Consider the following 24,708-nt stretch of genomic DNA (forward strand, 5'->3'; position numbering starts at 1 on the left):
CCTATGGGCGATATCCAAACCGCAAACCGACTATCAGACAAGTGACGGCAAAAAGATGAAATTTCTCGACGAGGCAAAAGTATACATTCGCTCAGGCGACGGCGGCGCCGGCGCTGTCTCGTTCCGACGGGAAAAATTCGTCGAATTCGGCGGACCGGACGGCGGCGATGGTGGTCGTGGTGGCGATGTGTGGGTCGAGGCCGTCAATGGCCTCAACACGCTGATCGATTTCCGCTTCCAGCAGCATTTCAAGGCGCAGACGGGCATTCACGGCATGGGCCGCAACCGCACCGGTGCCAATGGCGGCGAAGTGACGCTGAAAGTGCCGGTCGGCACGCAGATCTTCGAAGAAGACAACGAAACCCTGATCACCGACCTGACCAAGGAAGGCCAGCGCTTTCGTCTGGCCAAGGGCGGCAATGGCGGTTTTGGAAACTCGCACTTCAAGACCGCGACCAACCAGGCGCCCAACTGGGCCAATCCGGGCCTCGAAGGCGAAGAAAAGACCGTATGGCTGCGGCTGAAGCTGATCGCCGATGCGGGTCTGGTCGGCCTGCCGAATGCCGGTAAATCAACCTTCCTGGCATCCGTTACCCGTGCACGGCCAAAAATCGCCAACTATCCGTTCACGACCCTGCATCCGAACCTCGGCGTTGCCACCATCGATGGCCGCGAATTCGTGCTGGCCGACATTCCGGGCCTGATCGAAGGCGCGCATGAAGGTGTGGGCATCGGTGACCGCTTCCTCGGCCATGTCGAGCGCACCCGGGTCCTCCTGCATCTCGTTTCCTCGATGGAGGAAAATGTCGGCAAGTCCTACAAGACCGTGAAGACCGAGCTGGAAGCTTATGGCGGCGGCCTGATCGACAAGCCCGTCATCGTGGCCCTGTCGCAGATCGACATCCTTGATGAGACGGAACTGAAGAAGAAGGCCAAGGAGCTTGAAAAGGCATCCGGCCAGAAACCGTTCCTGATTTCGGCCATCACCGGCAAGGGCATGACCGATGTCCTGCGCGCGCTGCGCGATGTCATCGTCGAGGCGAGTGGCACCGGCGAGACGGCGCTTCCGGATCGCTCTACTCCGGTCAAGGAAGACAGCGACGAGGACGACGACGAATGAGTGTCGGCCGCAAATCGCTGAGCAGCCATAGACGCATCGTCATCAAGATCGGCTCGGCCCTTCTTGTCGATCGCGGCACGGGATTGAAATCGCGTTGGCTCGATGCGGTTTGCGCCGATATTGCGGCCTTGAGGGCGGGCGGCACTGAAGTGCTTGTCGTGTCTTCCGGCGCGATCGCGCTGGGCCGCACGGTTCTGGGCCTGCCCGCCGGCGCGCTGAAGCTTGAAGAAAGCCAGGCGGCCGCGGCCGTTGGCCAGATCGCCCTGGCGCGCGCATGGTCAGAAAGCCTGTCGCGCGACAATATCGTTGCGGGCCAGATTCTTCTGACCCTTGGCGACACGGAAGAACGCCGCCGTTATCTCAATGCCCGCGCGACATTGAAACAGCTGATGAAAATGGGCGCCGTGCCGATCATCAACGAAAATGACACGGTCGCCACATCCGAAATTCGCTACGGCGACAATGACCGGCTGGCCGCCCGCGTCGCCACCATGGCCGGCGCCGACCTTCTGGTGCTACTCTCCGATATCGACGGGCTTTATACGGCGCCGCCGCATGTCGATCCGCAGGCACAATTCCTGAGTGAAATTGCTGAAATCACGCCGGAAATCGAAGCCATGGCCGGAGGTGCGGCGTCCGAGCTTTCGCGTGGCGGCATGCGCACCAAGATCGATGCCGGCAAGATCGCGACAACGGCCGGCTGTGCCATGATCATCGCATCGGGCAAGCCGGACCATCCGCTGCGTGCCATCGAGGATGGTGCACGCTCGTCGTGGTTCGCTCCGGCAAAGACGCCGGTCAATGCCCGCAAGACATGGATCGCCGGCCATCTGCAGGCCAGCGGCGAGCTGCATGTGGATGCCGGTGCGGAAAACGCACTGCGCGGCGGAAAAAGCCTGCTGCCGGCCGGTGTTCGCAAGATCAGCGGCCAGTTCAGCCGGGGTGATACGGTGGCGATCGTCGGTGCCGATGGCCGCGAGATTGCCCGTGGCCTTGCAAGTTATGATGCCGACGAGGCGCGGCAGATTGCCGGTCGCAAGTCGGGCGAGATTGAAAGCATTCTCGGCTATGCAGGCCGCGCCGCCATGGTGCATCGCGACGATCTCGTCGTGACCGGCCATTTCCTTGCCACCGAGGATGCGAAAGTGCGGGAGGACGTTCATGCTGGATAAGGTTTCGGGAGCGGCAGATATCGCTGCCATGATGGACGCCCTTGGCCGCAATGCCAAAAGTGCTGCGCGCGCACTTGCCACCGCCTCGACCGAGGCCAAGAACGCCGCCCTCCATGCCATGGCCGATACCATTCTGGCCGCGAAGGACGAATTGCTGGCCGCCAATGCGGCCGACTTGAAAAGCATCGAAGGCAAGGGGCTGCTGCCCTCCTTCATCGACCGCCTGACGCTGACCGAAAAGAGCATCGACGGCATGGCGCAGGGCCTGCGCGAGATCGCCGAGTTCAAGGATCCGGTCGGCGAAGTGATCACCGCCTGGGATCGCCCCAACGGCCTGCAGATCGAGCGCGTTCGCACGCCGCTTGGCGTCATCGGCGTCATCTATGAAAGCCGCCCGAACGTGACGGCAGATGCCGGCGCATTGTGCCTCAAGGCCGGCAACGCCGTGCTCCTGCGCGGCGGTTCTGATTCCGCATTTTCATCGCAGGCGATCCATGCCTGCCTGGTCAAAGGGCTGAAGTCAGCCGGACTTCCAGAGCATGCGATCCAGCTTGTGCCGACCACAGATCGCGCCGCCGTCGGCGCCATGCTTTCCGGCCTTGATGGCGCCATCGACGTGATCGTGCCGCGTGGCGGCAAAAGCCTTGTCGCACGGGTGCAGAACGAGGCGCGGGTGCCGGTGTTTGCCCATCTCGAAGGCCTTTGCCATATCTATGTGGACGCATCTGCCGATCTGGACATGGCCAAAAAGATCGTCGTGAATGCAAAAATGCGACGCACAGGTGTCTGCGGTGCTGCTGAAACATTGCTGGTGGACAAGGCCGCCGCCGGGGCTGTACTGGCAACGCTGGTGAATGATCTGCAAGCTGCCGGATGTGAAGTGCGCGGTTCCGCCAATGTGCTCACCCAAATTCCCGGTCTTGTTCCAGCCACCGAAGAGGACTGGAGCACCGAATATCTCGATGCCGTCATTTCGGTAAAGCTGGTGGACGGCATTTCCGGCGCCATTGACCATATCGGCACCTATTCCTCGCACCATACGGAAGCCGTGATTGCCGAAAATCCGGCCGTGGTCGCGCGGTTCTTCAACGAAATCGACTCGGCGATCCTGCTGCATAACGCCTCAACCCAGTTTGCCGATGGCGGCGAATTCGGCATGGGCGGCGAGATCGGCATTTCCACCGGCAAGATGCACGCCCGTGGTCCGGTTGGTGTCGAGCAGCTGACGTCCTTCAAATACCGCGTGCACGGCACCGGCCAGACAAGGCCCTGATCGCTGGTGGAGGGGGAGACAGTCGATCGCCGTTATCTGCGCATGCCGCATGCCGAGCGCGGCATGACCGTTGGCCTGTTCGGCGGCTCCTTCAACCCGCCGCATGAAGGCCATCAGCTGGTGGCGGAAATCGCCATGCGCCGGTTGGCGCTCGATACTCTCTGGTGGATGGTGACGCCCGGCAATCCGCTGAAAAGCCGCTCGGAACTCGCTTCGCTTTCCGACCGGATCGCGGCCAGCGAGAAGCTGATCGACGATCCGCGCATCAAAGTGACGGCATTTGAGCAGGCACTCGATACACGCTTCACGGCGGATACGGTGGCGCATGTGGCCGCACGTAACCCCGGCATCCGTTTTGTCTGGATCATGGGCGCCGACAGTCTGAAGACCTTTCACCTCTGGCAGAACTGGCGCCAGATCGTCGCCACTTTCCCGATTGCGATTATCGACCGTCCTGGCGCCACGCTGTCGCTCGTCTCGTCGACCATGGCGCGCGCCTATGACCATGCCCGGATCGATGAGGAAGACGCGGCGAATCTGGCGCTGCGCGCCGCACCGGCATGGACTTTTCTGCACGATCGCCGCTCATCCATCAGTTCCACGCAGCTGCGTGCAAAGGCGCGACAGAAAACGTGAACGGCGTGGTCGCCTTATGGTCGCAATCCAACTGCATCGCTCTTGAAAGATTAACAATTCGATGCCACCTTCATTCTTGCGGGTTCCTCAGATCAGGGATTCGCGAGTGCCTGTTTTGTCTTGGACGAAAGGAAAAACCCTGACAACAGTACACGCCAAGGGAAAGACCCAGCGTCTCCTCCCGACGAGCACGGACCGCGGCGCCGAAGCTGCTCATCGTGCTCTCGAACTGGTCCTCGCCAGCCTTGAGGACTCCAAAGCCGAAGATATCGTCACCGTCGACATTGCCGGAAAATCGGCGCTGGGAGACCACATGGTGGTTGTCTCCGGGCGATCGAGCCGCCATGTCTCGGCAATCACCGACCATCTCGTTTCCGATCTCAAGGACGAAGGATACGGCGGCGCCCGTGTCGAAGGCCAGGAAACCGGCGACTGGGTGTTGATTGACACCGGTGACATCATCATCCATGTGTTCCGCCCTGAAATCCGCGAGTTTTACAACATCGAAAAGATGTGGGCCGCGCCGGATTTCGAGGAAAACACATTGCACTGACGGGTTTATCACTTTCGATTGAACCGCTGGGTGCCCAAGCCTTTCCCGCACGACGACACATGAGGTCGTGCAGGAACGGACGAACATGGCGGTTTTTAAACGATGCGGATAAGCCTCTTTGCAGTGGGACGGTTGAAAGCCGGCCCTGAAAAGGAACTTGCGTCCCGTTACGTGGACCGGATGGCCAAGGCCGGCCCGGCCGTGGGACTGGAGTTTGCGCGCGTTGTGGAAGTCGCGGAAAGCCGCGCCTCCAATGCCGATACCCGCAAACGCGAAGAAGCCGGCATGCTGGACAAGGCAATGCCGGAAGGCAGCGTGCTGATCATTCTCGATGAGCGCGGCAAATCCATGGACAGCGAAGCATTCGCAGCCCTGATCGGCCGGTTTCGCGACCAGGGTAAACGTGACTGCATGCTGGCGATCGGCGGCGCCGACGGCCATGATGCCTCTTCACGTGACAGAGCGGACGCCGTCGTCAATTTCGGCGCCATGACCTGGCCGCACCAGCTGGTGCGCATTCTGCTGGCCGAGCAGCTTTATCGCGCCGTCACCATTCTGTCCGGCCATCCTTATCATCGTGTCTAGTGCCGTTTTGGCTGGATTGGCGCAGACCATGTTCTCTGTGGCGCAACGAACCAAATCCGCCTAAGATAAATCCATCCGGCAGAGATTCGCGGGACGGAATGAAGAGATCGACATGGAACGGGCTGACTGCAGCGCTGCCGGCAACGGCGGCGGTTTTCGTGTTGTCGGCTGCCGCACTGCTATCTCCGCCCCCCTCCCTCGCGCAGGAAGAGGCGGTTAACGCGGAGCAGATTGAACCATCGCCTCAGTCGGCGCCCGGCACGCCCGACAATGCGTCTGCCGAACTGCAACGCAAGCGTGACGAAACCCGCAATGAACTCGAGGAACTGACCCGCTCCATCGATATTTCCTCGGAAAAGGCACGGCTGATCGAGGAAAACATCGCGGCGCTGGAAAAGAGCACGGCCAATCTGCGGCAGGCGCTGATTGATTCAGCCACGCGCCGCAAGGAACTGGAAGCCCAGATTCTTGCCAGCGAGGAAAAGATTGCGCAGCTCGGCGTTCGTCAGGATGCCATCAAGAAATCCCTGCATGACCGCCGGGCCGTTCTGGCGGAAGTTCTGGCCGCGCTGCAGCGCATGGGGCGCAGCCCGCCGCCGGCCCTGCTCGTCACGCCGGAAGATGCGCTCGGATCCGTGCGCAGCGCCATCCTGCTCGGTGCGGTCGTTCCGGGAATGCGCAAGCAAGCAACCGCACTCGTCAATGACCTTGAGGCCCTGACGTCACTTCAGAGAGACGCGACAACGGAAAAGGCCCGCGTTTCCGGAACGATCACTGAGAGTCTTGAAGAAGACAGGCGCATGCAGCTTCTGATGGCCGAAAACGACAAGCAGAGCCAGACGGGCGCTGCGGACCTCGTGGCCGAACAGCAGCGCACGGATGAACTGGCAGCACGGGCAGAAAGCCTGAGTGGCCTCATCGAATCCCTGGAAAACGACATCACCTCGATCCGCGACGCCGCGGAAAGAGCCCGCCTTGAGGAAGAGCGCCAAAAGCAGTTGAGTGTCGAGGAACGCGAAAAGGCCCGGCAACTGGCCGAAAGCGGTGTGCCCGACAAAAACCGCATTGCGCCCGCATATCCGTTTTCCAGTCTGAGACAGAAGCTGGAACTGCCGGTCGCCGGCGATATTCTGCGTTCATGGGATGATCCTGATGGTACAGGCCACCCGGCCCGAGGCATGACGGTGGCCTCCGGTCCGAATGCGGTAGTGACGGCTCCGGCGGATGGTCTTGTGGTGTTTGCCGGCGCTTTCAGAAGCTACGGCCAGATGGTTATTCTCAATGCCGGCGATGGTTATCACGTGGTTATGACCGGCATGAACACCGTAAACGTGCGACAAGGCAAGTTCGTATTCGCAGGTGAGCCTATCGCCCTGATGGGTAAAAAAAGAGTGGCAAGCGCAACCGCGTTGGCGCTGGAAACGGATCGCCCGACGCTTTACATTGAATTCAGAAAAGATGGCAGCCCGGTCGATTCGGCACCGTGGTGGGTCAAAAAGGACACTGGAAGGGCACGCAATGATTCGTAGGGCTTCTCTTGTCATCGTCGGCGCACTGATGGGTGCAACCGCGATGAGCGTGATCTATTCAGCCGGCGTGCCGGCTCAGGCAGCCGGTTCCTCGACCTATCGCGAGCTGTCGATTTTCGGCGACGTCTTCGAGCGCGTGCGGGCCCAGTATGTCACGCCGCCGGATGAAGAGAAGCTGGTCGAAAACGCCATCAACGGCATGCTGACCTCGCTCGATCCGCATTCGAGCTTCATGAATGCCAAGGATGCCGACGACATGCGCACCCAGACCCGGGGCGAATTTGGCGGTCTCGGTATCGAAGTGACGATGGAAAACGAGCTCGTCAAGGTCATCACGCCGATCGATGACACGCCGGCCGCCAAGGCAGGTGTTCTGGCCGGCGACTTCATTTCCGAGATCGATGGCGCGCCGGTGCGCGGCCTGAAGCTTGAAGATGCCGTCGAAAAGATGCGCGGCCCGATCAACACGCCGATCAAGCTGACGGTTATCCGCCAGGGCGCAGACAAGCCACTGGAAATCACTGTCGTTCGTGACACGATCGCCGTTCAGGCCGTCAAGTCTCGTGTCGAAGGTGACGTTGGTTATGTCCGCGTGATCTCCTTCACGGAAAAGACCTATGAAGGCCTCGAAAAGGCAATCCAGAAGATCAAGGCGGATGTGCCGGCCGACAAGCTGAAGGGTTATGTCCTTGACCTTCGCCTCAATCCGGGCGGCCTGCTCGATCAGGCGATCAACGTCTCCGACGCCTTCCTGGAGCGTGGCGAAGTCGTTTCGACCCGCGGCCGCAATGCCGAGGAAACCCGTCGCTTCAACGCCAGCGCCGGCGATCTGACCGATGGCAAGCCTGTCATCGTTCTCGTCAACGGCGGTTCGGCTTCCGCTTCGGAAATCGTTGCCGGCGCCTTGCAGGATCTGAAGCGCGCCACCGTTGTCGGTACGCGGTCCTTCGGCAAGGGTTCGGTGCAGACCATCATTCCGCTCGGCGATGCCGGCGCATTGCGCCTGACGACCGCGCTTTATTACACGCCGTCCGGCAAGTCGATCCAAGGCACCGGCATCGAACCGGATATCAAGGTTGAGCAGCCGCTGCCGCCGGAACTGCAGGGCAAGGTGAAGGCCGAGGGTGAATCCAGCCTGCGCGGCCATATTACCGGCCAGAGTGAAACTGAAGAGGGATCGGGTTCCTCGGCCTATGTGCCGCCGGAAACCAAGGACGATATCCAGTTGAACTACGCGCTCGACCTGCTGCGTGGTGCCAAGACAGACCCGTCTTTCCCGCCACAGCAGGACAAGGCGGCAGCTGCCGTTAAGCCGTAATCGTTTCAATATACACATAAGACCGGCCCGTTTTCGGGCCGGTTTTTGTTATCCGGACAACATATCAGGGCGGACGATCATTGGGGACGGATCTTCACGCACCGCTTGGGCGGGACCGCGAGGCGCGTCTGCGACGCTCCCGACGCGTTTCAATCGGTGTCATCTTCGGTGTGCTGGTTGGCGCCGGTCTTCTCGGCTTCTCCTTCTATGCCATGCAACCTGATCCGGCGTTGCAAAAAACCGAGATAGCGACCAGGACCGATACACCTTCGCAAACACCGGCTGACCGCGCTCCGGCGAGCGATTCCCAAGGCAAGGCCACAATAGCGCGCTCCGGCCCCAGTGGCGGGGCCAATATCCAGCGCACTCAGACCAACAACGGTCAGGTCGTCACGACCTATTCTCCGCGTCAACGTGACGGCGATGGCCCGTTGATCGTTGATGGGCGGCGGGTCGGCCAGGATCCACGCATGGCTGCCACGCCGAATGACGATCTCATCGAAGATACACCGGCAGGACGCCTACCGATCGTTGGCCCGGACGGACTTCGGCCGATGGAGCAGTATGCCCGTCCATGGTCCGGCGCGCGCGGCACCCGTATCGCTATCGTCGTTGGAGGCCTGGGGCTGAGCCAGACCGGCACACAGAAGGCCATCCGCACGCTTCCGGCCGAGATTACGCTTGCCTTTGCCGCAACGGGCAACAGCCTTCAGCGCTGGGTGCAGGAAGCAAGACGCAACGGCCACGAAATTCTCGTGCAGCTTCCCATGGAGCCCTTCGATTACCCAAGCAACAATCCGGGCGCTACCACTCTGGTGACGCAAGCCAATGTGAAGGAAAACATTGCCAACCTGCATGAAGCGATGGGCAAGATCACCAATTACACCGGTGTGATGAACTATCTCGGCGGTCGTTTTCTCGCCGATGCCGGTGCACTCGAACCGGTACTGAGAGATATCGCCGGACGCGGCCTGCTGTTTCTGGATGACGGTTCTTCCTCGCAATCGCTGACGGAAAAGATTGCCAAACCGTTGCAGCTTCCACATGCCTTTGCCGATCTGACCCTGGACGGACAGCTGGACAAGGTGGAAATTCTGAAGAAGCTCGACGAACTGGAGCGCATTGCCCAACGCAAGGGTTTTGCCATCGGCTCGGCCTCGGCCTTTGACGAAAGCGTGGACGCGATCCAGCAATGGGTTCGCGAAGTCAGCAATCGCGGCATCGAAATCGTTGGCGTTTCTGCCGTCGTGAACGATCCTGCGCATCCATGAATGGAAGAGAGATGAGCAAATCCCAAAAGCCGGTATCCGCCGATAATCTGCCTTACCGCCCCTGTGTCGGCATCATGGTTCTCAACCGTGATGGTCTTGTCTGGGTCGGGCGGCGCATGTCTGAAAACAATTCAGAATCCGATGGGTCGCCTCAGCTCTGGCAAATGCCGCAGGGCGGAATCGACAAGGGCGAGGATACCTTGGTCGCCGCGAAACGCGAACTTTTCGAAGAGACGGGTATGCGCAGCGTGACCTTGCTCGGCGAAGCGAGCGACTGGATCAACTATGATCTGCCCGCCCATCTGATCGGCATCGGCCTGAAGGGCAAATATCGCGGCCAGACGCAACGCTGGTTTGCCTTCCGCTTTGAAGGCGATGAAAACGAGATCAATATCGAGGACCCGCCATCCGGCCAGCATCAGGAATTCGAGGACTGGGACTGGAAACCGATGGCCGAGCTGCCGGACCTGATCGTGTCCTTCAAGCGTGAGGTTTATCGCAAGGTGGTTGCCGAATTTGCCCATCTTGCGGGCAAGCCGGCCTGAAAAGGGAAAACAGCAAAAAATGAAAATGCCGGCAGCCAAAACTGCCGGCATTTTTTATGTGCTGAATTTCTTCGTTATTCTGCCGTATCGGCGGAGTCGGCATTGAGCTGGCCGTATTTCGCTTCACCGATCTTGCCGAGGAGTTCCAGCTGCGTTTCGAGGAAATCGATGTGACCTTCTTCGTCCATCAACAGTTCTTCGAAAAGCTTCATGGAGACATAATCCCCGGCGGCGTGACAGATGTCGCGGGATTCCTTGTAGGCCTTGCGGGCATCGTATTCGCCGGCAAGATCCGCTTCCAGAACTTCCTTGACGTTCTGGCCGATGCGCAGGGGCGCAAGCGTCTGCAGATTGGGATGACCTTCGAGGAAGATGATGCGGGCAACCAGCTTGTCCGCGTGGTTCATTTCTTCGATCGACTCGGCACGTTCCTTCTTGGCGAGCTTGGTGTAACCCCAATCCTCGAGAAGACGATAATGTACCCAGTATTGATTGACGGCGCCGAGTTCGAGGAAAAGAGCCTCGTTAAGCCGCTCGATGACCTTTTTGTCGCCTTTCAATGTCCGCTCTCCTGTTCTCTTCGTGGAGTTGTTTCAGGCGGGACATATAATCAACTAGTTCAGCTTCCGTCGAGTGGCGGCGAGAGTGGTAATCCTCGGTCGTACGGATGATCAGGTCGACAACGTTCGGGAAACAGCCGCAACAGCGACCGCGCTTGGCCATGGAATGATAGACCTTGGCCGGGACGATGAGCTGCCAACAGTCCTCATCGAGCAATGCGGTGATGGCATTGCGAATTTCGGTGTCGGTGATGTAATTGCAGCTGCAGACGAGCATTTTCGGGCCGATCCGGAAACATGACCTAGCTTATCCGCTTTCTCTGTCAAACAAGGGGGCAAATGTCAAGAAAATGAATCAATCCGCTAATATGCAGATTTTGCAAAGCGCCTGTTCCGTGCTTTCTGCGCTCTAAAAAAATTTACGTGATCAATGAAAATTCCGGCCTTTTGGCATGACGCGTGCCGTATCAAGCCCGGGCTGAACATTCGCTACGCTGCCACCAGCATATAAATCCCGATCCTTGCGTGACTGACGAGGATCGGGACGCGGACCATTCAAAACCTCATCTGCGCGTTCGAGAACGGCAAAACGGCGCACTTCCGTCTGCAGCAGGCCCAGCATCGGTGTCAGGTCCTCGATATGATCGACGACCGTATGGATGACGCCATTCTGGCTTTGCAGACGTCCAAAGATCTTGACCAGGCGCGCGCCCATGACGACCGGCCTGTATTTTTCGAATGTCTTCGGCCAGACGATCGCATTGGCGACCCCTGTTTCGTCTTCCAGCGTCATGAAGATCACGCCCTTTGCCGAGCCCGGCCTCTGCCGCACCAGAACGAGACCGGCAATCGTGACCTTCCGGCCATTGCGGACATTGAGAAGATCGACGCTGCGGCAAACATCCATCGCCTGCAGACGATCCCGCAAAAAGGAAACCGGATGCGCCTTGAGTGACAGGGAAAGCGCCCGGTAGTCCTCGATGACCTCTTCACCGGGCAACATTTCGGGCAATTGCGTTTTTGGCTCCACCTGCAGATCGAGATGCGCGACCTGGTCGAACAATGGCAGTTTTTCCGCCGCACTTCTGGCATCAAGCGCTCGCACAGCCCAAAGCGCCTCACGACGCGACAGGCGCATCGATCGAAAGGCATCCGCATCGGCCAACCGCTCCACATCAGCTTTCTCCAAGCCGGATCGCAGCCAGAGATCCCGAACGGAGTGATACCCATCTCCGCGATTAGCCATCAGCTTTTCACGCATGGCCTTTTCCGACAGGCCCTTGACCTGTCGAAAGCCGAGTTGCACGGCATGTCGTGTCAGGATGACATCGCGCATTTCGACATGACGACGGTCGACACGCCAACGGTCAAACTCCGCTTCCTTCAAACTGCTGTCCCAATCGGAATGATTGACATCGACCGGCAGCACTTCGACGCCATGTTCGCGCGCATCCCGCACAAGCTGCGACGGCGCATAAAAACCCATGGGTTGGGAATTGAGCAGAGCCGTGCAGAAGACATCCGGATAAAAGGCCTTGATCCAGGACGAGACGTAAACGAGCAGGGCAAAGGAGGCCGCATGGCTTTCCGGAAAACCGTATTCGGCAAACCCCTCGATCTGCTTGAAACAGCTTTCGGCGAATTCTTTGGCATAGCCATTCGCAAGCATGCCATTGATCATGTCCTGCTTGAACGAATTGACACGGCCCGAGCGTTTGAAGGTTGCCATTGATCGCCGCAGCGCATCGGCCTTGGCGGCCGGAAAACCGGCTGCTTTCATGGCGATTTGCATTGCCTGCTCTTGAAAGAGAGGGATGCCCAGTGTCCTCTTCAATACTTCTTTGAGTTCTGGGCTTGGATAGATGATTGGTAGTCCATGGCGTTCATCCTCACGCCGTTTCAGATAAGGATGCACCATATTGCCCTGGATCGGCCCCGGCCGAACGATCGCCACCTCAACGACAAGGTCGTAAAAAACGCGCGGACGCAGCCGTGGCAACATGCTCATCTGCGCCCGGCTTTCGATCTGGAACACGCCGATCGTATCGGCACGGCAGATCATGTCGTAAACTTCCGGTCGGTTTCCCTTGTTCAGGCCGGCAAGTGTTTCCTCTCTTCCATAATGCTGGCGCATCAGTTCAAAAGCCTTGCGCAGGCAGGTCAGCATGCCGAGCGCCAAAACGTCGATCTTCAGAAGTTTCAACGTATCGAGATCATCCTTGTCCCATTCGATCATGTAGCGGCCGGGCATCGCCGTCGGCATGATCGGCACGACCTCGTCCAGACGGTCACGCGTAATGAGAAAACCGCCGACATGCTGGGTCAAATGCCGTGGAAACCCCATCAACTCCTGAGCGTATTTCATCACCTTCAGAGTAGTCTTGTCCTTAAGATCCAGACCGGCCGCCCTGGCATCCCGCTCCGTCACGCCTTCCTGCGACCAGCCCCAGACCGTGCTGGACAAGGCCGCCTGCACATCCTCGGACAGACCAAAGGCCTTGGCGACTTCGCGCCCGGCCATGCGTGTCCGGTAACTGGTCACCGCCGCCGTCAGGCCGGCATGGCGAAAACCGTAATGCTCATAGATATACTGGACGACCTCTTCGCGGCGTTCGTGCTCAAAATCGACATCGATATCCGGCGGTTCGTGACGCTCCGTCGAGATGAAACGTTCGAATAGGAGGGTTGAGTTTTCCGGGTTTACCTCGGTAATGCCAAGGCAATAACACACGGCAGAATTCGCGGCTGAACCGCGGCCCTGACAAAGGACTTTCAGTCTATGTCGTGCATGCCAGACAATATGGCGAACCGTGAGAAAATAGGCTTCGTATTCCTTTCCCCGAATGAGATCCAACTCGTTGACGATGGCCTGCGCCACTTTGGCGGGAATACGATCTGGATAACGTTCCTTCGCACCCTCCCAGGTTAAGCGTTCCAGAGTCTCGCTAAGGGTTTCGCCGACAACGCTCTCATCCGGGTAATTGTGCTGAAGCTCATCCAGCGAGAATTTCAGCGCTTTGAAAAACCGCTCCGTATTGGTGATGGCCTGCGGATAATTGCGAAAAACACGCGCCATCTCCCGCCCATATTTCAGATGCCGCTCAGCATTCGGAGCAAGGCGAAAACCGGCGCCTGCCACCGTCACATGCTCACGGATTGCCGTCACCACATCCGATAATGGCTTTCGATCGGGCAGATGATAGAGCGGCTGATTGGTTGCGATCAGTGGAATGCCGGTGCGACCGGCGATACCGGCAAGCGTGGCCAGAGTGATTGCATCCCTGCCATCATAAGCGGGCGACAAAGCCAGATAGATGGCCTTGTCGAAACGCTCTTTCAGAAGACCAAGGACCGCCTCCAGCTTTTCGATACTCCGGCTTTCGGACAGGCAGGCAGGATCGGCAACGATGGCGAGCATCATCTCCGCACCCCATTCCAGAATATCCCATTCCTCCAGAATGCAGCTGCCCTTCGTCGTTCTCAGATTGCCGCGGCTGAGCAGCCGGCAGAGATTGGCCCAGCCCCGGCGATTGCAGGGATAGGCCAGAATGTCCGGCGTCTCGTCCGAAAACACCAGTCGAGCGCCGGGTTGGAAGCGACAGGGCGACGGCATCTCTTCTTCATCACCCTTCACGCCTTCCTTTTTCTGACGCGCGTGGATTTCGTGCATTTCACGCAGGTAATTGTGCGCACGCACGACGCCGGCGACGGAATTGCGATCGGCAATGCCGATGCCTGACATGTTGAGCGCACCTGCCACGAACATCATTTCCTCCGGCCGGGCAGCCCCTTCAAGGAAAGAAAAATTGGTGCGGGCGCCGATCTCGAAAAAGCAAGGTTCAGTGCTCATGCGAAGAGACCATGCATGAACCAATGCTGTTGAGCGTCGCGCTCATAAAGGCCCTTTCGAAAGATCCAGAACCGATAGCCGGCAGTCGATTCCAGTCGAAAATAATCCCGTGTCGCAGCCGTATCGTCATCCAGCCACCATTCGGGGCTGAGGCGCTCCGGCCCCTCTGCGCGCGCCACCTGATGGGTAAGGCGACGCCAGCGAAAACGTGTCGGCGGACCGTCCGGAATTTCGGCGGCAAAACTTTCCAGCGGTTCCGGCACACGGAAAAGCCGGACAGGCCTTTCGCTACGATTGAGAATGCGAGGTGCCTTCGGCATCTGTCTACCAAGCGCTTCTGAGGCCGGAACAAAACATTCGGCCCGTTCCGGGATATGGCTCTCGCGCAATTGGTAGGTCTGCAGGCAGTCAGGACCGAACCGTGCCGAAACCTGATCCACAAAGGTCGACAGGGAAAGATGCCGGCGGTCGTTTTCCGCCAGATCGGACTGGATGTTTTCGAAAGGCTGGTGATGCAGCACATTGAGGCGCAGGATCTCGAAACCGAAACCGGCTTCGAGATCCTGCAATGTGGCAAGACGCTGCGAGAATAGCGCGGTGATGCGTTCCACATCCCGCAAGGGGCGCGAAGCACCGGCGGAAAGACGAAAAACCTGCCCGTCGACCCGGAAAAGCACCAATTCGAAAAGACGCCCGCCAACACCACGCGCCTCAAGCCCAGAAAGCAGGCATTGGGCAATCTGCCGGGTCAGGAACAGGATGTCCTCTTCCGACTGGATCGGTTCGGCAAGGCGCCGCTCCGCCGAAAGACTGGCAACCGGCCGTCGTGGTGAAATGGCTTCTTCGTCATCTCCCCGTGCCTGGTCGAGACGCAACAGGACTTCCGAACCAAAACGTCTGGCGAGCGGCGCACGCGGCGTTCGCATGAGGTCACCAACGCGTTTCAGCCCGAGTTTCTGCAGGGCTGCGACAGTTTTAGGATCAAGTCGCAGCGCGGCAACCGGCAGCGGTGCAAGGATTTCCTCGCGATCCTCGTCGCTGACAATACGATCGGCATCATGACGACAAACCGCCCATGACAAGCCGGGCGAGGACGATATCGCACCACGCACCTCAAACCCCATCTGGGTGAGACGTTTGAGAATGTCTTCTAGAAGGCAGTCCTCGCCGCCCATGAGATGCGTGCAGCCTGTAATATCAAGGAAAAGGCCGTTCTTTCCCTCCAGTGCCAACAGCGGCGTATAACGATCACACCAGTCGGCAACGGCTTCGAGAAGCCGCCGATCAGCGGCCTGATCCTCATCGATGACGATGACGCCGGGGCAGATGGCACGGGCTTCGGCCAAACCCTGCCCTGAGCGCAAGCCCCACCGCATGGCCTCGTCATCACAGGCGACAAGCCGCAGCGTATTGTCGATATGGGCAACACACACGACCGGTCCGGCATCAGGACGCCCGGTGGAACGCCAGGCGTGTCCCCATTTTTTCCGGAGCACCCTGTCGATCGACAGACGCGGAAAGGCGAGCGCCAGAATGCGCTGCTGGCCTGCTTGAAGCATCAGATTTGGCTGGCGTGCTGACGAGAAGGCGGCGGTCATGGGAATTCCATTCCAGAGATAAGGAAAGCAGGGCCGGGTTTCGGCTCCTTTCCAGGGTAAGACGAAAGACGGAATGCCCGATGCTGCCGCCAAGCAGGGCTCCATCCGCGAGATACCGGTTGGCTGCCGGTGCAGTTTCGACGAGAAAGCGGAAGTCGGCACTGCTTGCCTCCTCCTCCCCGGCCTGCCTCAAGACGAGAAGATGCCGCCCTGACGCCCTGGCGCGAAGGCTGAGCCTCCGGCTTTCGGTGAGCCCGAAATGTTTGGGATTGCCGCTCACCTCGAGGATCGTCATCGCAAAAGCACCGCTTGCCACTGCCGCTTCCGCCAGCCACAGCGCCTCCTCCAGCTTGCGCGGACGCGCATGGAGAAAGGTTTCGGGTGCCATGCCGAAATCCTGAAGCCCCAATGCATAGGGCATGCCGGCTTCCAGAACCGCGAGACGATCGGCGATCCAGAGGATCGGCAATTCGTTTTCACCTGCCTGGCGAGCCGAAAGACCGTTTCCCTGCTTTTGCAAAAGCGATGCGATCGCCAAGGTAAAAGCACTTGCCGCGCCGGCATCCTTCATGGCGCTGGATCGGATTTCCGTAAGACCATCCAGTGGCAATCCGCCATCCAGCGCTTCATCCAGCACATCGATGCCCAAAGAAAGCCGGCGCCGTTTTTCCTGTGTGCCCAGAATCTCTTCAGCCCTGTCATCCGATGCGTCAAACATCCGGATATCTCGGCCCTCCATGCGGGCTATGGTTTCACGCAGGGCAAAAACTGTCTCCTGCGCCACAGCTTTCCCAGCCATGACGTCAGCTCCCATTCGGATATGTTCACTTTATGTTCTTATGGATTCCAGAGCTGGCTTGAGGAGTCAACAGCAATGTGAAATGATTCCCATCCATGATGATGCGAAGCCTTGAATCCGCACTCGAAAAATTTTCTCAAAAAGCATATATGCAAGGCCATAAGGAGTACCCATGGCCCGTATCGACCAGACAGACGATTGGCGTGACCGCCATGCGCCCACCATCAGTGCCTTTGAATCGCTTGCGATCGAGGCTTATGGTCTCTTGCCTGCGGAATTCAGAGCACTCACAGCCAATCTGACGATCGAAATCGAGGATTTTCCCGATGACGACGTTTTCGAAGACATGGCGCTGGAAACACCCTTCGACCTTCTCGGCCTTTTCGAAGGCCGAGGCCTCTCCGAACGCTTTACCGTCGAGACCGGCGAGTTGCCGAACCGGATCAGGCTCTATCGTCGCCCGATCCTGGATTATTGGGCGGAAAACGAGGAAACGCTGGGCGATATCATCACCCATGTGCTGATCCACGAAATCGGCCATCATTTTGGCCTCAGCGACGACGACATGGAGCGGATCGAGGAAAGCGCCGATGCCGCCGCAGCTGCGGATCGATGATGCTTATTGCTCGCCGAGCTTCATGTCGGGATGGTAATCCTTGCCCACGACAGTTTTGGTAACGGGCTGGGCACACTGCATTTCGCCCGTCTTGGCGTTAAACGCATAGGCTGGCGAACCGGCCAGTTCCCAGCCCTTGTTCAAAGCCAGTGTCACCTTGTGGCAAAATGCGGCGTCATCAACGCCGGTGAGAAGGCGATAAAGTTTCATGCGCGTATCCTTCGTTCTGCGATAAGATTTGCTTGTGCGACCAGTTTTTCCGCCTGCACCAAATGCAGGCGCTCGACCATGCGGCCATCCATGGTGATGACGTTGAGATTTTGGGCCTCGGTCCGGGCAAAGGCAGCGATGATCGCCTGCGCCTCTTCCACCGCTTCGGATGCGGGGCCAAAGGCCTGATTGGCGGCTTCGATCTGGGCCGGATGGATCAGCATCTTGCCGTCAAAACCCATGTCACGCCCCTGTTCGCATTCTGCTTCGAAAGCTGGCGAATCCCGGAAATCGTTGAAGACGCTGTCGACCACATCCAGACCATAGGCGCGAGCCGCCAGCATCACCTGCATCATCCAAGGCACAAGATAGGTACGGCCGGGACGTGCCGGGACGCCGGTATCCTTGCGCAGATCGTTGAGGCCGATCACAAAACAATCGAGCCGGCTTTCGGCATTGTTTGCAGACCGGGCAATCTCGACCGCGCTGGAAATGCCGCGTGCGGTTTCCATCATCGCCCAGATGCGCAAACGTGGCGACGCAGCCGCGAGCCGTTCTTCAAGACCGGTGATGGATGAGACATCCTCCACCTTGGGCAAGGCAACGGCATCCGGCAAAAGATCGCGGACGAGTTCGAGATCTTCCTGACCAAACTCGCTGCCCAGTGCATTGATGCGAATGATGGCTTCACGCCCTCTCAACGGCGTTTCCGTAAAAAAACGCCGCAGATTGTCCCGTGCTTCTGCCTTCTTCTCTGGCGCTACGGAATCTTCGAGATCAAAAATCACCGCATCGCAATCAAGCATATGGGTCTTTTCCAGAGCCCGCCGGTTGATGGCAGGAACGCTGAGGACGGATCGACGCAGTCGAACATTTTCTGAATAAACAGGCATGCCGCTTTGTGCCAAGCTTTGAACCCACGCGCAATATCGTGATCACGCCTTGATCGGCTCCAGCGCACCCACCCTCTTGCAAGCACGGCGGGTAGGGCCCACATTGCCAGCATCGAAAGGGATTAAAACCACCATGCAGAACATCCGCGCCTTCTTTTTTGCTCTGTCCGGCATCGCCGTCATCGCATTTGTGGCTGTCCTCACCGCGTCTCTGACGGTCACCTTCGCCGGCATGCTGGCAATCTTCACCGGCATCCGCCTGCTTTCGGCCCGCCTGAAACCCGTGCCGGTACGCGCCAAGACTGCCAGACAGGAAAACATGCGCGTCTGGAACGACGGTCGCGGCACGATCATCGATCTCTAAGATCGATCGTACCAGCGGGTACCGTACCAGTTAAACACGAATCGACCTTCAAATCCGGGCGGTTTTGCTCTATTGGCATGAGCTTCTGTTCGAGAAGACCATCCGAAGGTTTGCCATGGAAAAGTTCACTACACTCACCGGCGTTGCCGCACCGCTTCCGGTCGTCAATATCGACACCGACATGATCATTCCGAAGGATTACCTGAAGACGATCAAGCGCACCGGTCTTGGCAAGGGACTTTTCGCGGAAGCCCGCTACAATGAAGACGGCAGCCCGAACGCCGATTTCGTGCTTAACAAGCCCGCCTATCAGAACGCCAAGATCATCGTCGCCGGCGACAACTTTGGTTGCGGCTCTTCGCGCGAACATGCGCCATGGGCCCTGCTCGACTTCGGCATCCGCTGCGTGATCTCGACGTCCTTTGCCGACATTTTCTACAACAACTGTTTCAAGAACGGCATCCTGCCGATCGTCGTTTCCCAAGACGATCTCGACAAGCTGATGGATGACGCTTCGCGCGGCTCCAATGCCATTCTGTCGATCGATCTGGAAGCTCAGACGATTTCCGGCCCGGATGGCGGCTCGATCACCTTCGATATCGATCCGGCGCGCAAGCACATCATGCTCGAGGGCCTGGACGATATCGGCACCACACTGAAGAACGACGCCAGCATCGGCAGTTTCGAAAACAAGATGCAGGCCGAGCGCCCCTGGCTGTAACAGGCCACGGAGCAACGCGGACTTTTCAGGCTCTCTTCGATACCCCATCACAGCCTGACAAACATCATATCCGGCTCCGCCCTCGGCAGGTTCGGGCGGAGTTCCAGGCATCGCGCAATGCGAGGCAAGGAGGGTGAGCCTGCGAACGCAAGGGAACATCATGTCCAATACAATCTTCCTTCTACCTGGTGATGGCATCGGCCCCGAGGCGATGGGCGAAGTGCGCAAGATCATCGCGCATATGAACGACACCATGGGCACGGGTTTCACCCTCGACGAAGGTCTTGTCGGCGGCTGCGCCTATGACGCGCATGGCGTTGCCATTTCGGAAGAGGACATGGCCAAGGCTATGGCGGCCGACGCCGTCCTGTTCGGCGCCGTCGGCGGCCCGAAATGGGATAGCGTACCTTACGAGGTTCGCCCGGAAGCCGGCCTGCTGCGTCTGCGCAAGGACATGCAGCTGTTTGCCAACCTGCGCCCGGCGATCTGCTATCCGGCGCTGGCCCCCGCTTCCTCGCTGAAGCCGGAACTGGTCGAAGGCCTCGACATCCTCATCGTTCGCGAGCTGACCGGTGGCGTCTATTTCGGTGAGCCGAAGGAGATCATCGATCTCGGCAACGGCCAGAAACGCGGCATCGACACGCAGATCTACGACACCTACGAAATCGAGCGTATTGCCGGCGTCGCTTTCGAGCTGGCACGTACGAGACAGAATGCCGTCTGCTCGATGGAAAAGCGCAACGTCATGAAGTCGGGCGTGCTCTGGAACCAGGTCGTTACCGAGGTTCACAAGCGTTCCTATTCCGACGTCAAGCTCGAGCATATGCTGGCCGATGCCGGCGGCATGCAGCTCGTACGTGCGCCAAAACAGTTCGACGTGATCGTCACCGACAACCTGTTCGGCGACATGCTGTCCGACGTCGCCGCCATGCTGACGGGCTCGCTCGGCATGCTGCCTTCGGCATCGCTCGGCGCACCCGATGCCAAGACCGGCAAGCGCAAGGCGCTTTACGAGCCCGTGCACGGTTCGGCCCCGGATATCGCCGGCAAGGGCATCGCCAACCCGATCGCCATGATCGCATCCTTTGCGATGTGCCTGCGTTATTCGTTCAACATGGTAGTCGAAGCCGACCGTCTGGAAAAGGCGATAGCATCGGTTCTCGACAAGGGCATCCGTACCGGCGACATCATGGGCGAAGGTTGCCGTCAGGTAGGCACGTCCGAAATGGGTGATGCAATTCTCGCGGAATTCGCCGCCGCCTCTGCCTGATCACGGCACGACCTGACACGAATGTGTTGGGTTCTCTGCGACTTCGTTATTGGCCCGGCTGGCTTTCACCTGCCGGGCTTCCCATATCCCTGTTCCCATAAGCCATGGCGGCGATTGAAGAACAGGTGAGCATGACATCGACATTATCCAAGCTACGACAACGCAGACTGCGACATAGCGGTGGCCCCGCTTCTCCTGCATGGTGGCCCTATGCTCTCGTCGCCATCAACCTCATCCTGATTGCTTTCTTCACGCTTGATGCGCCGATGGGGGCTTATGCGACCCACACGCCGAATGTGCTTTTACCGATAGGTGAAAAGGTCACCGATTTTGCCCGGTCGGGATGGATCCTTGTCGTGGCCGGTCTTCTGTTTCTCGGCGCATTTTTTTATTCGCGTCGACCGATGCCACATCGCAAGCGCTTTCAGGTCATCTACACCACGCACATAGCCGCCTATGTTTTTTTATCGGTGGCCATATCCAGCCTGATCGCCAACATTCTGAAAATCGCCATCGGCCGAGCCCGTCCGACCCAGTACGAAGAATGGGGAATTTTTGGATTCTCGCCTTTCCATGGCGATTTCAGTTTCGAAAGCTTTCCGTCCGGACATTCGACCGTCGCCGGCGCCTTCATGGCCGCCCTGGCGCTTCTTTTACCACGCTACAGGGTCTTCTTTCTGATCGCTGCTCTCTGGCTTGGAATGGCCCGTGTCATTATCGGCGTCCATTATCCCAGCGATGTCATCGCCGGCCTGTCATTCGGTGCATGGACAGCCTTGGTGACCGCGATTGCCTTTTCCCGTTACGGGCTGCTGTTCCGGTTTACGCCCGGTCGCTTGCCGCGCCTGCGACGGCCGCTGAGCTTGCGTCCGGTAAAGGGAAATCCCTGAGATCACATCACGCTTTTGGCGAGGTTCTGTGCGGGAGGCGTTAAAGGTCTTTTCTCAAGGTCGATGAAATCGAAAAGGATCTTGCGAGCGGCGTGCTCATCCTCGCGCAACATTGCCGCCTGCAGGTCTCTCAAGGCTTCCGAAATGCCGGAGCCGGCAAATTTCGCTTCCGCTCGCATGATCTTGGGGTGCTCGGTTTTCAAAGCGCTGGCAACATCATAAAAAAGTTCTTCGAAAAGCTTTTCGCCAGGCCTTACACCAGTGACCTGAATTTCGATGCTTCCCGACCCGCCATTGCCCTTTCGAACTGCAAAACCAGCCAGACGGATCATGTTTTCGGCAAGCTCTCCGATCCGCACAGGCTGCCCCATGTCGAGCAGGAACGTGTCGCCCCCCAGTGACATGGCACTCGCCTGCACGATCAGTTCTGCCGCTTCCTGTATCGACATGAAGTAACGCGTCATATCCGGATCGGTAACCGTGACGGGGCCGCCATTGGCTATCTGTTCACGAAACAACGGTACGACCGAGCCATTGGAACCAACGACATTGCCGAAGCGCACGGCGCAGAAATGCTGCCCACCTTGCTTGGCAGCCGCGATCGCCTTTTCCTGAGTGATCAATTCCGCCCAACGCTTGGTCGCTCCCATGACATTGGTCGGTCGCACAGCCTTGTCGGAGGAGATCAGGACAAAATTTTCAACACCAGCGGACAGAGCCACATCGGCCACAGTCAGCGTTCCGAAAATGTTGTTGCTGATACCCTCGAATGTATTGGCCTCGACCAGCGGCACATGCTTGTGAGCAGCGGCATGATACACTACCTCGACACCATTGCGCGTAATCGCCGAACGAACCTGACCGGCATCCCGGACGGAAGCGAGAACCGGAACGACGTCGAAATGCCCTGCACTGCGCAGCTCGCGATCGATCTTGTAGAGCGCGAATTCATTTGCCTCGAAGAGAACCAGACGCTTCGGCTTCCACTGCATGATCAATCGGCATAATTCCGAGCCGATCGAGCCGCCCGCGCCTGTCACCATGACGACCTTGCCGTGAAGGATACCGCGCAACAGATTCTGATCCGGCGGGACGAAGGAGCGGCCGAGCAATTCGTCGATCTCGATCTCGCGGATCTGGTTGACCAGATATCGCCCATCGACCAGATCCGTGATGTCCGGCAATGTGCGGATCTTCACGCCCAGCCCGCTCACCAGACTGATAACGGCCTGACGCCGGCCTATCGGGATCGAGGACATCGACAGGATGATTTCCTGGACACCGTATTTCTCGATCAGCCGCGGTAGATGAACCGGCGGAAAAACACGATAACCGCCGACATCACGCCCGTGATGTTGAGGGTCGTCATCAACAAGCCCGACGACATAACGTTTGCCATGGCCGCGCAACACGGTGGCCAATTGCACGCTGGATGGTCCCGCACCATAGATCAGCATCGGGTGTTCATCCCGGCGCATACCGGTGCCGGTGCTCAGGATGAGTTTTGCAGCAAAACGGCTGCCGCCAATGATCAGAACGCCAATGGCGAAATAGAAGAACGGAACAGAGCGCGGTACGATATCCCGCCCCGCCATCGCGGTCATGAAAACAAAAATAACCCAGGCGATCGTGGAAATCGCCATTGCATGCAGAATGGTCCAGATCGCCGTATCGGGCAGATAACGCAAAACCGCCCGGTATAGCCCCATGCGAATGAAAACCGGGATGGCGATTACCGGAGCCAGCAAACCGAGCAACAGTCGTTCCTCGGTAATCTGGGGCGTCCAGTCTGCATAACGCAGCGCATAGCTCGCCCAGAGCGCAAACATCAGCGCCAGAAAATCAAAACCGATGAGGAAAACGCGCTTCCAGAGACGAGGCGTCGTGAAAATGATCCAGCGAAGGGTTTCGAGAACGCTCATCTTACCCGAGCTCAATCGAGGTTTGACGGAAACAGCCTTCCTTCACGTCAGCGTCGTTCATGCACACGACCCCCAAAATACTCAACCGTCACACGCATTCCTGCCTCTGGTGAAACCGGTGGCATCCAATGCAAAAGCCGACACGTCTTTCCTATATCTACCTGAAGGTTAGTCAACAGGCGTTCTCGATATTGCGACTTCCCTATAAGTTGCAAAATGCCATTCAAGACAGGGAGAGGAATGGGCAGATTGAGCGGCTTTTTTCCCTGCAGTCTGGCCAGTCTTGAAAACAGCTCTACCGTCGAGAAGTCGGCACCATCGCTGACGAGAAAAATCTGATTGGCGGCATGGGGATGGTCGATCACCCGCACGAGCACATCACACAGGTTATCGACATAAATCAGTGACCGGCTATTTCTGACCGAACCAAACGGGGAAGGAAGGCCGCTTCCCGCCCATTTCAGCAGAAGCGCGAAATTGGCAGGCGCACCCGGTCCATACACAAGCGGCGGTCGAATGACGACGATCTCCATTCCGGTTTCACGCCCAAGAGCAAACAATTGACGCTCCGCCTCCAGCTTGGAGCGCCCGTAATCATCCGCAGGCATCGCCATATCATCAGCCATCAAGGGCTGTCTGGTACGGCTATAGGCACCACCTGCCTTGACGGAACTGACAAAAATGAACCGTTTTACGCCACGCGTGGCAGCCTGGCGGGCAAGCGACATGGTCGCATCGACATTGACGGACATGAATGCGGCCGCGGAATCCGGTTCATCTTTCAGCACGTGGGCACGGCCGGCGAGATGGATGACGACATCAATATTACGCAACGGCAAGGACCAGTCGGTAACCGACCGAATGTCCCCAATCGCGACACATCCGGGGCTGGCATTGCGGCTGGTTACCCGGAAAGCCAGCCCACGCTTTTCCAGGCAGGCGACAAGGGCGCGACCGATGAAACCGTTTCCGCCGGTGAGCAAAATCACGAAAGGATCCCCTTCCCAACATCC

24 protein-coding genes are annotated in these 24,708 nt (G+C 58.5%); 15 read left to right on the forward strand and 9 right to left on the reverse strand.

All coding sequences use genetic code 11. From position 1 onward, the window contains the following. Positions 1-55 precede the first annotated feature (55 nt). The 10 genes from obgE to J2T09_RS19645 all read left to right on the forward strand — a co-directional run bounded on the left by obgE (position 56) and on the right by J2T09_RS19645 (position 10,002). Complete coding sequence (gene obgE / locus J2T09_RS19600) at positions 56-1,120, forward strand: GTPase ObgE (RefSeq protein ID WP_306837672.1); 1,065 nt, start codon at positions 56-58, stop codon at positions 1,118-1,120. Beyond that, complete coding sequence (gene proB / locus J2T09_RS19605) at positions 1,117-2,292, forward strand: glutamate 5-kinase (RefSeq protein ID WP_306837673.1); 1,176 nt, start codon at positions 1,117-1,119, stop codon at positions 2,290-2,292. The genes obgE and proB overlap by 4 nt, the downstream gene beginning before the upstream one ends. Next, positions 2,282-3,565, forward strand: a complete 1,284-nt coding sequence (locus J2T09_RS19610) for a glutamate-5-semialdehyde dehydrogenase (RefSeq protein WP_306837674.1) — start codon at positions 2,282-2,284, stop codon at positions 3,563-3,565. Before proB ends, J2T09_RS19610 begins: the two co-directional genes overlap by 11 nt. A gap of 42 nt (positions 3,566-3,607) precedes the next feature. After that, a complete protein-coding gene (locus J2T09_RS19615) occupies positions 3,608-4,201 on the forward strand; it encodes a nicotinate-nucleotide adenylyltransferase (protein ID WP_373458531.1) in 594 nt (197 codons plus the stop codon). Positions 4,202-4,307: 106 nt separating this feature from the next. After that, a complete protein-coding gene (gene rsfS / locus J2T09_RS19620; protein ID WP_373458526.1) occupies positions 4,308-4,754 on the forward strand; it encodes a ribosome silencing factor in 447 nt (148 codons plus the stop codon). 102 nt (positions 4,755-4,856) lie between these two features. Next, complete coding sequence (gene rlmH, locus J2T09_RS19625; protein WP_306837676.1) at positions 4,857-5,339, forward strand: 23S rRNA (pseudouridine(1915)-N(3))-methyltransferase RlmH; 483 nt, start codon at positions 4,857-4,859, stop codon at positions 5,337-5,339. Positions 5,340-5,437: 98 nt separating this feature from the next. Next, a complete protein-coding gene (locus tag J2T09_RS19630; protein WP_306837677.1) occupies positions 5,438-6,868 on the forward strand; it encodes a murein hydrolase activator EnvC family protein in 1,431 nt (476 codons plus the stop codon). After that, the gene (locus J2T09_RS19635; protein WP_306837678.1) at positions 6,858-8,186 is read left to right on the forward strand and encodes a S41 family peptidase; all 1,329 of its coding nucleotides are present in this window, start codon (positions 6,858-6,860) and stop codon (positions 8,184-8,186) included. Before J2T09_RS19630 ends, J2T09_RS19635 begins: the two co-directional genes overlap by 11 nt. Before the next feature lie 80 nt (positions 8,187-8,266). Beyond that, entirely contained in the window at positions 8,267-9,457 is a 1,191-nt protein-coding gene (locus J2T09_RS19640; RefSeq protein WP_306837679.1) for a divergent polysaccharide deacetylase family protein, read from the forward strand. An 11-nt stretch (positions 9,458-9,468) separates the two neighbouring features. After that, complete coding sequence (locus J2T09_RS19645) at positions 9,469-10,002, forward strand: RNA pyrophosphohydrolase (protein ID WP_306837680.1); 534 nt, start codon at positions 9,469-9,471, stop codon at positions 10,000-10,002. A gap of 74 nt (positions 10,003-10,076) precedes the next feature. On the opposite strand, the gene bfr is transcribed toward J2T09_RS19645, so the two are convergent. From bfr to J2T09_RS19670, 5 genes are all read right to left on the reverse strand, one after another. Beyond that, a complete protein-coding gene (bfr, locus tag J2T09_RS19650) occupies positions 10,077-10,562 on the reverse strand; it encodes a bacterioferritin (protein ID WP_112730631.1) in 486 nt (161 codons plus the stop codon). After that, positions 10,528-10,839 (reverse strand): (2Fe-2S)-binding protein, encoded by a 312-nt coding sequence (locus J2T09_RS19655; RefSeq protein WP_306837681.1) that lies wholly within the window; start codon positions 10,837-10,839, stop codon positions 10,528-10,530. Before J2T09_RS19655 ends, bfr begins: the two co-directional genes overlap by 35 nt. Before the next feature lie 150 nt (positions 10,840-10,989). Then, entirely contained in the window at positions 10,990-14,412 is a 3,423-nt protein-coding gene (locus J2T09_RS19660) for an error-prone DNA polymerase (RefSeq protein ID WP_306837682.1), read from the reverse strand. After that, positions 14,409-15,971, reverse strand: a complete 1,563-nt coding sequence (locus J2T09_RS19665) for a Y-family DNA polymerase (protein ID WP_306837683.1) — start codon at positions 15,969-15,971, stop codon at positions 14,409-14,411. The genes J2T09_RS19660 and J2T09_RS19665 overlap by 4 nt, the downstream gene beginning before the upstream one ends. After that, entirely contained in the window at positions 15,859-16,809 is a 951-nt protein-coding gene (locus J2T09_RS19670; protein WP_306837684.1) for an ImuA family protein, read from the reverse strand. Before J2T09_RS19670 ends, J2T09_RS19665 begins: the two co-directional genes overlap by 113 nt. Positions 16,810-16,981: 172 nt before the next feature. Here J2T09_RS19670 and J2T09_RS19675 point away from each other — a divergent pair, with 172 nt between their 5' ends. Next, positions 16,982-17,425 carry a metallopeptidase family protein gene (locus J2T09_RS19675; protein ID WP_306837685.1) on the forward strand — a complete coding sequence of 148 codons (444 nt, stop codon included), beginning with the start codon at positions 16,982-16,984 and terminating at the stop codon, positions 17,423-17,425. Between the two features lie 3 nt (positions 17,426-17,428). Here the strand turns inward: J2T09_RS19675 and J2T09_RS19680 are convergent, their stop codons facing one another. Next, complete coding sequence (locus J2T09_RS19680; protein WP_306837686.1) at positions 17,429-17,635, reverse strand: DUF1737 domain-containing protein; 207 nt, start codon at positions 17,633-17,635, stop codon at positions 17,429-17,431. Then, positions 17,632-18,528: an HpcH/HpaI aldolase/citrate lyase family protein gene (locus J2T09_RS19685; protein ID WP_306837687.1), complete on the reverse strand. Its 897-nt coding sequence runs from the start codon at positions 18,526-18,528 to the stop codon at positions 17,632-17,634. The genes J2T09_RS19680 and J2T09_RS19685 overlap by 4 nt, the downstream gene beginning before the upstream one ends. Before the next feature lie 133 nt (positions 18,529-18,661). On the opposite strand from J2T09_RS19685, the gene J2T09_RS19690 reads away from it, so the two are divergent. From J2T09_RS19690 to lpxE, 4 genes are all read left to right on the forward strand, one after another. Continuing rightward, positions 18,662-18,892, forward strand: coding sequence for a hypothetical protein (locus tag J2T09_RS19690; protein ID WP_306837688.1), 231 nt, complete (start codon positions 18,662-18,664; stop codon positions 18,890-18,892). A gap of 115 nt (positions 18,893-19,007) precedes the next feature. Further along, on the forward strand, positions 19,008-19,613 hold the full coding sequence (gene leuD, locus J2T09_RS19695) for a 3-isopropylmalate dehydratase small subunit (RefSeq protein ID WP_306837689.1): 606 nt from the start codon (positions 19,008-19,010) through the stop codon (positions 19,611-19,613). A gap of 160 nt (positions 19,614-19,773) precedes the next feature. Further along, complete coding sequence (gene leuB, locus J2T09_RS19700) at positions 19,774-20,883, forward strand: 3-isopropylmalate dehydrogenase (protein ID WP_373458527.1); 1,110 nt, start codon at positions 19,774-19,776, stop codon at positions 20,881-20,883. 131 nt (positions 20,884-21,014) lie between these two features. Then, entirely contained in the window at positions 21,015-21,773 is a 759-nt protein-coding gene (lpxE, locus tag J2T09_RS19705; protein WP_306837690.1) for a lipid A 1-phosphatase LpxE, read from the forward strand. A 2-nt stretch (positions 21,774-21,775) separates the two neighbouring features. Here lpxE and J2T09_RS19710 read toward each other — a convergent pair whose 3' ends face one another. Together J2T09_RS19710 and J2T09_RS19715 are read right to left on the reverse strand one after the other, a co-directional pair. Beyond that, the gene (locus J2T09_RS19710) at positions 21,776-23,695 is read right to left on the reverse strand and encodes a polysaccharide biosynthesis protein (protein ID WP_306837691.1); all 1,920 of its coding nucleotides are present in this window, start codon (positions 23,693-23,695) and stop codon (positions 21,776-21,778) included. A gap of 47 nt (positions 23,696-23,742) precedes the next feature. Further along, on the reverse strand, positions 23,743-24,684 hold the full coding sequence (locus tag J2T09_RS19715; protein WP_306837692.1) for an NAD-dependent epimerase/dehydratase family protein: 942 nt from the start codon (positions 24,682-24,684) through the stop codon (positions 23,743-23,745). Positions 24,685-24,708: the final 24 nt, after the last annotated feature.

Origin of the sequence: Neorhizobium huautlense (genome assembly GCF_030811685.1) — a bacterium.
GTDB classification, from domain to species: Bacteria; Pseudomonadota; Alphaproteobacteria; order Rhizobiales; family Rhizobiaceae; genus Neorhizobium; species Neorhizobium huautlense_A.

Excerpts from the sequence above, each read along its gene's own strand:
- obgE (WP_306837672.1), top strand. The coding sequence starts at position 56 with ATGAAATTTCTCGACGAGGCAAAAGTATACATTCGCTCAGGCGACGGC.
- proB (WP_306837673.1), top strand. The coding sequence starts at position 1,117 with ATGAGTGTCGGCCGCAAATCGCTGAGCAGCCATAGACGCATCGTCATC.
- J2T09_RS19610 (WP_306837674.1), top strand. The coding sequence starts at position 2,282 with ATGCTGGATAAGGTTTCGGGAGCGGCAGATATCGCTGCCATGATGGAC.
- J2T09_RS19615 (WP_373458531.1), top strand. The coding sequence starts at position 3,608 with ATGCCGCATGCCGAGCGCGGCATGACCGTTGGCCTGTTCGGCGGCTCC.
- rlmH (WP_306837676.1), top strand. The coding sequence starts at position 4,857 with ATGCGGATAAGCCTCTTTGCAGTGGGACGGTTGAAAGCCGGCCCTGAA.
- J2T09_RS19630 (WP_306837677.1), top strand. The coding sequence starts at position 5,438 with ATGAAGAGATCGACATGGAACGGGCTGACTGCAGCGCTGCCGGCAACG.
- J2T09_RS19635 (WP_306837678.1), top strand. The coding sequence starts at position 6,858 with ATGATTCGTAGGGCTTCTCTTGTCATCGTCGGCGCACTGATGGGTGCA.
- J2T09_RS19645 (WP_306837680.1), top strand. The coding sequence starts at position 9,469 with ATGAGCAAATCCCAAAAGCCGGTATCCGCCGATAATCTGCCTTACCGC.
- J2T09_RS19655 (WP_306837681.1), bottom strand. The coding sequence starts at position 10,839 with ATGCTCGTCTGCAGCTGCAATTACATCACCGACACCGAAATTCGCAAT.
- J2T09_RS19660 (WP_306837682.1), bottom strand. The coding sequence starts at position 14,412 with ATGAGCACTGAACCTTGCTTTTTCGAGATCGGCGCCCGCACCAATTTT.
- J2T09_RS19665 (WP_306837683.1), bottom strand. The coding sequence starts at position 15,971 with ATGCTTCAAGCAGGCCAGCAGCGCATTCTGGCGCTCGCCTTTCCGCGT.
- J2T09_RS19670 (WP_306837684.1), bottom strand. The coding sequence starts at position 16,809 with ATGGCTGGGAAAGCTGTGGCGCAGGAGACAGTTTTTGCCCTGCGTGAA.
- J2T09_RS19675 (WP_306837685.1), top strand. The coding sequence starts at position 16,982 with ATGGCCCGTATCGACCAGACAGACGATTGGCGTGACCGCCATGCGCCC.
- J2T09_RS19680 (WP_306837686.1), bottom strand. The coding sequence starts at position 17,635 with ATGAAACTTTATCGCCTTCTCACCGGCGTTGATGACGCCGCATTTTGC.
- J2T09_RS19685 (WP_306837687.1), bottom strand. The coding sequence starts at position 18,528 with ATGCCTGTTTATTCAGAAAATGTTCGACTGCGTCGATCCGTCCTCAGC.
- J2T09_RS19690 (WP_306837688.1), top strand. The coding sequence starts at position 18,662 with ATGCAGAACATCCGCGCCTTCTTTTTTGCTCTGTCCGGCATCGCCGTC.
- leuD (WP_306837689.1), top strand. The coding sequence starts at position 19,008 with ATGGAAAAGTTCACTACACTCACCGGCGTTGCCGCACCGCTTCCGGTC.
- leuB (WP_373458527.1), top strand. The coding sequence starts at position 19,774 with ATGTCCAATACAATCTTCCTTCTACCTGGTGATGGCATCGGCCCCGAG.
- lpxE (WP_306837690.1), top strand. The coding sequence starts at position 21,015 with ATGACATCGACATTATCCAAGCTACGACAACGCAGACTGCGACATAGC.
- J2T09_RS19710 (WP_306837691.1), bottom strand. The coding sequence starts at position 23,695 with ATGAGCGTTCTCGAAACCCTTCGCTGGATCATTTTCACGACGCCTCGT.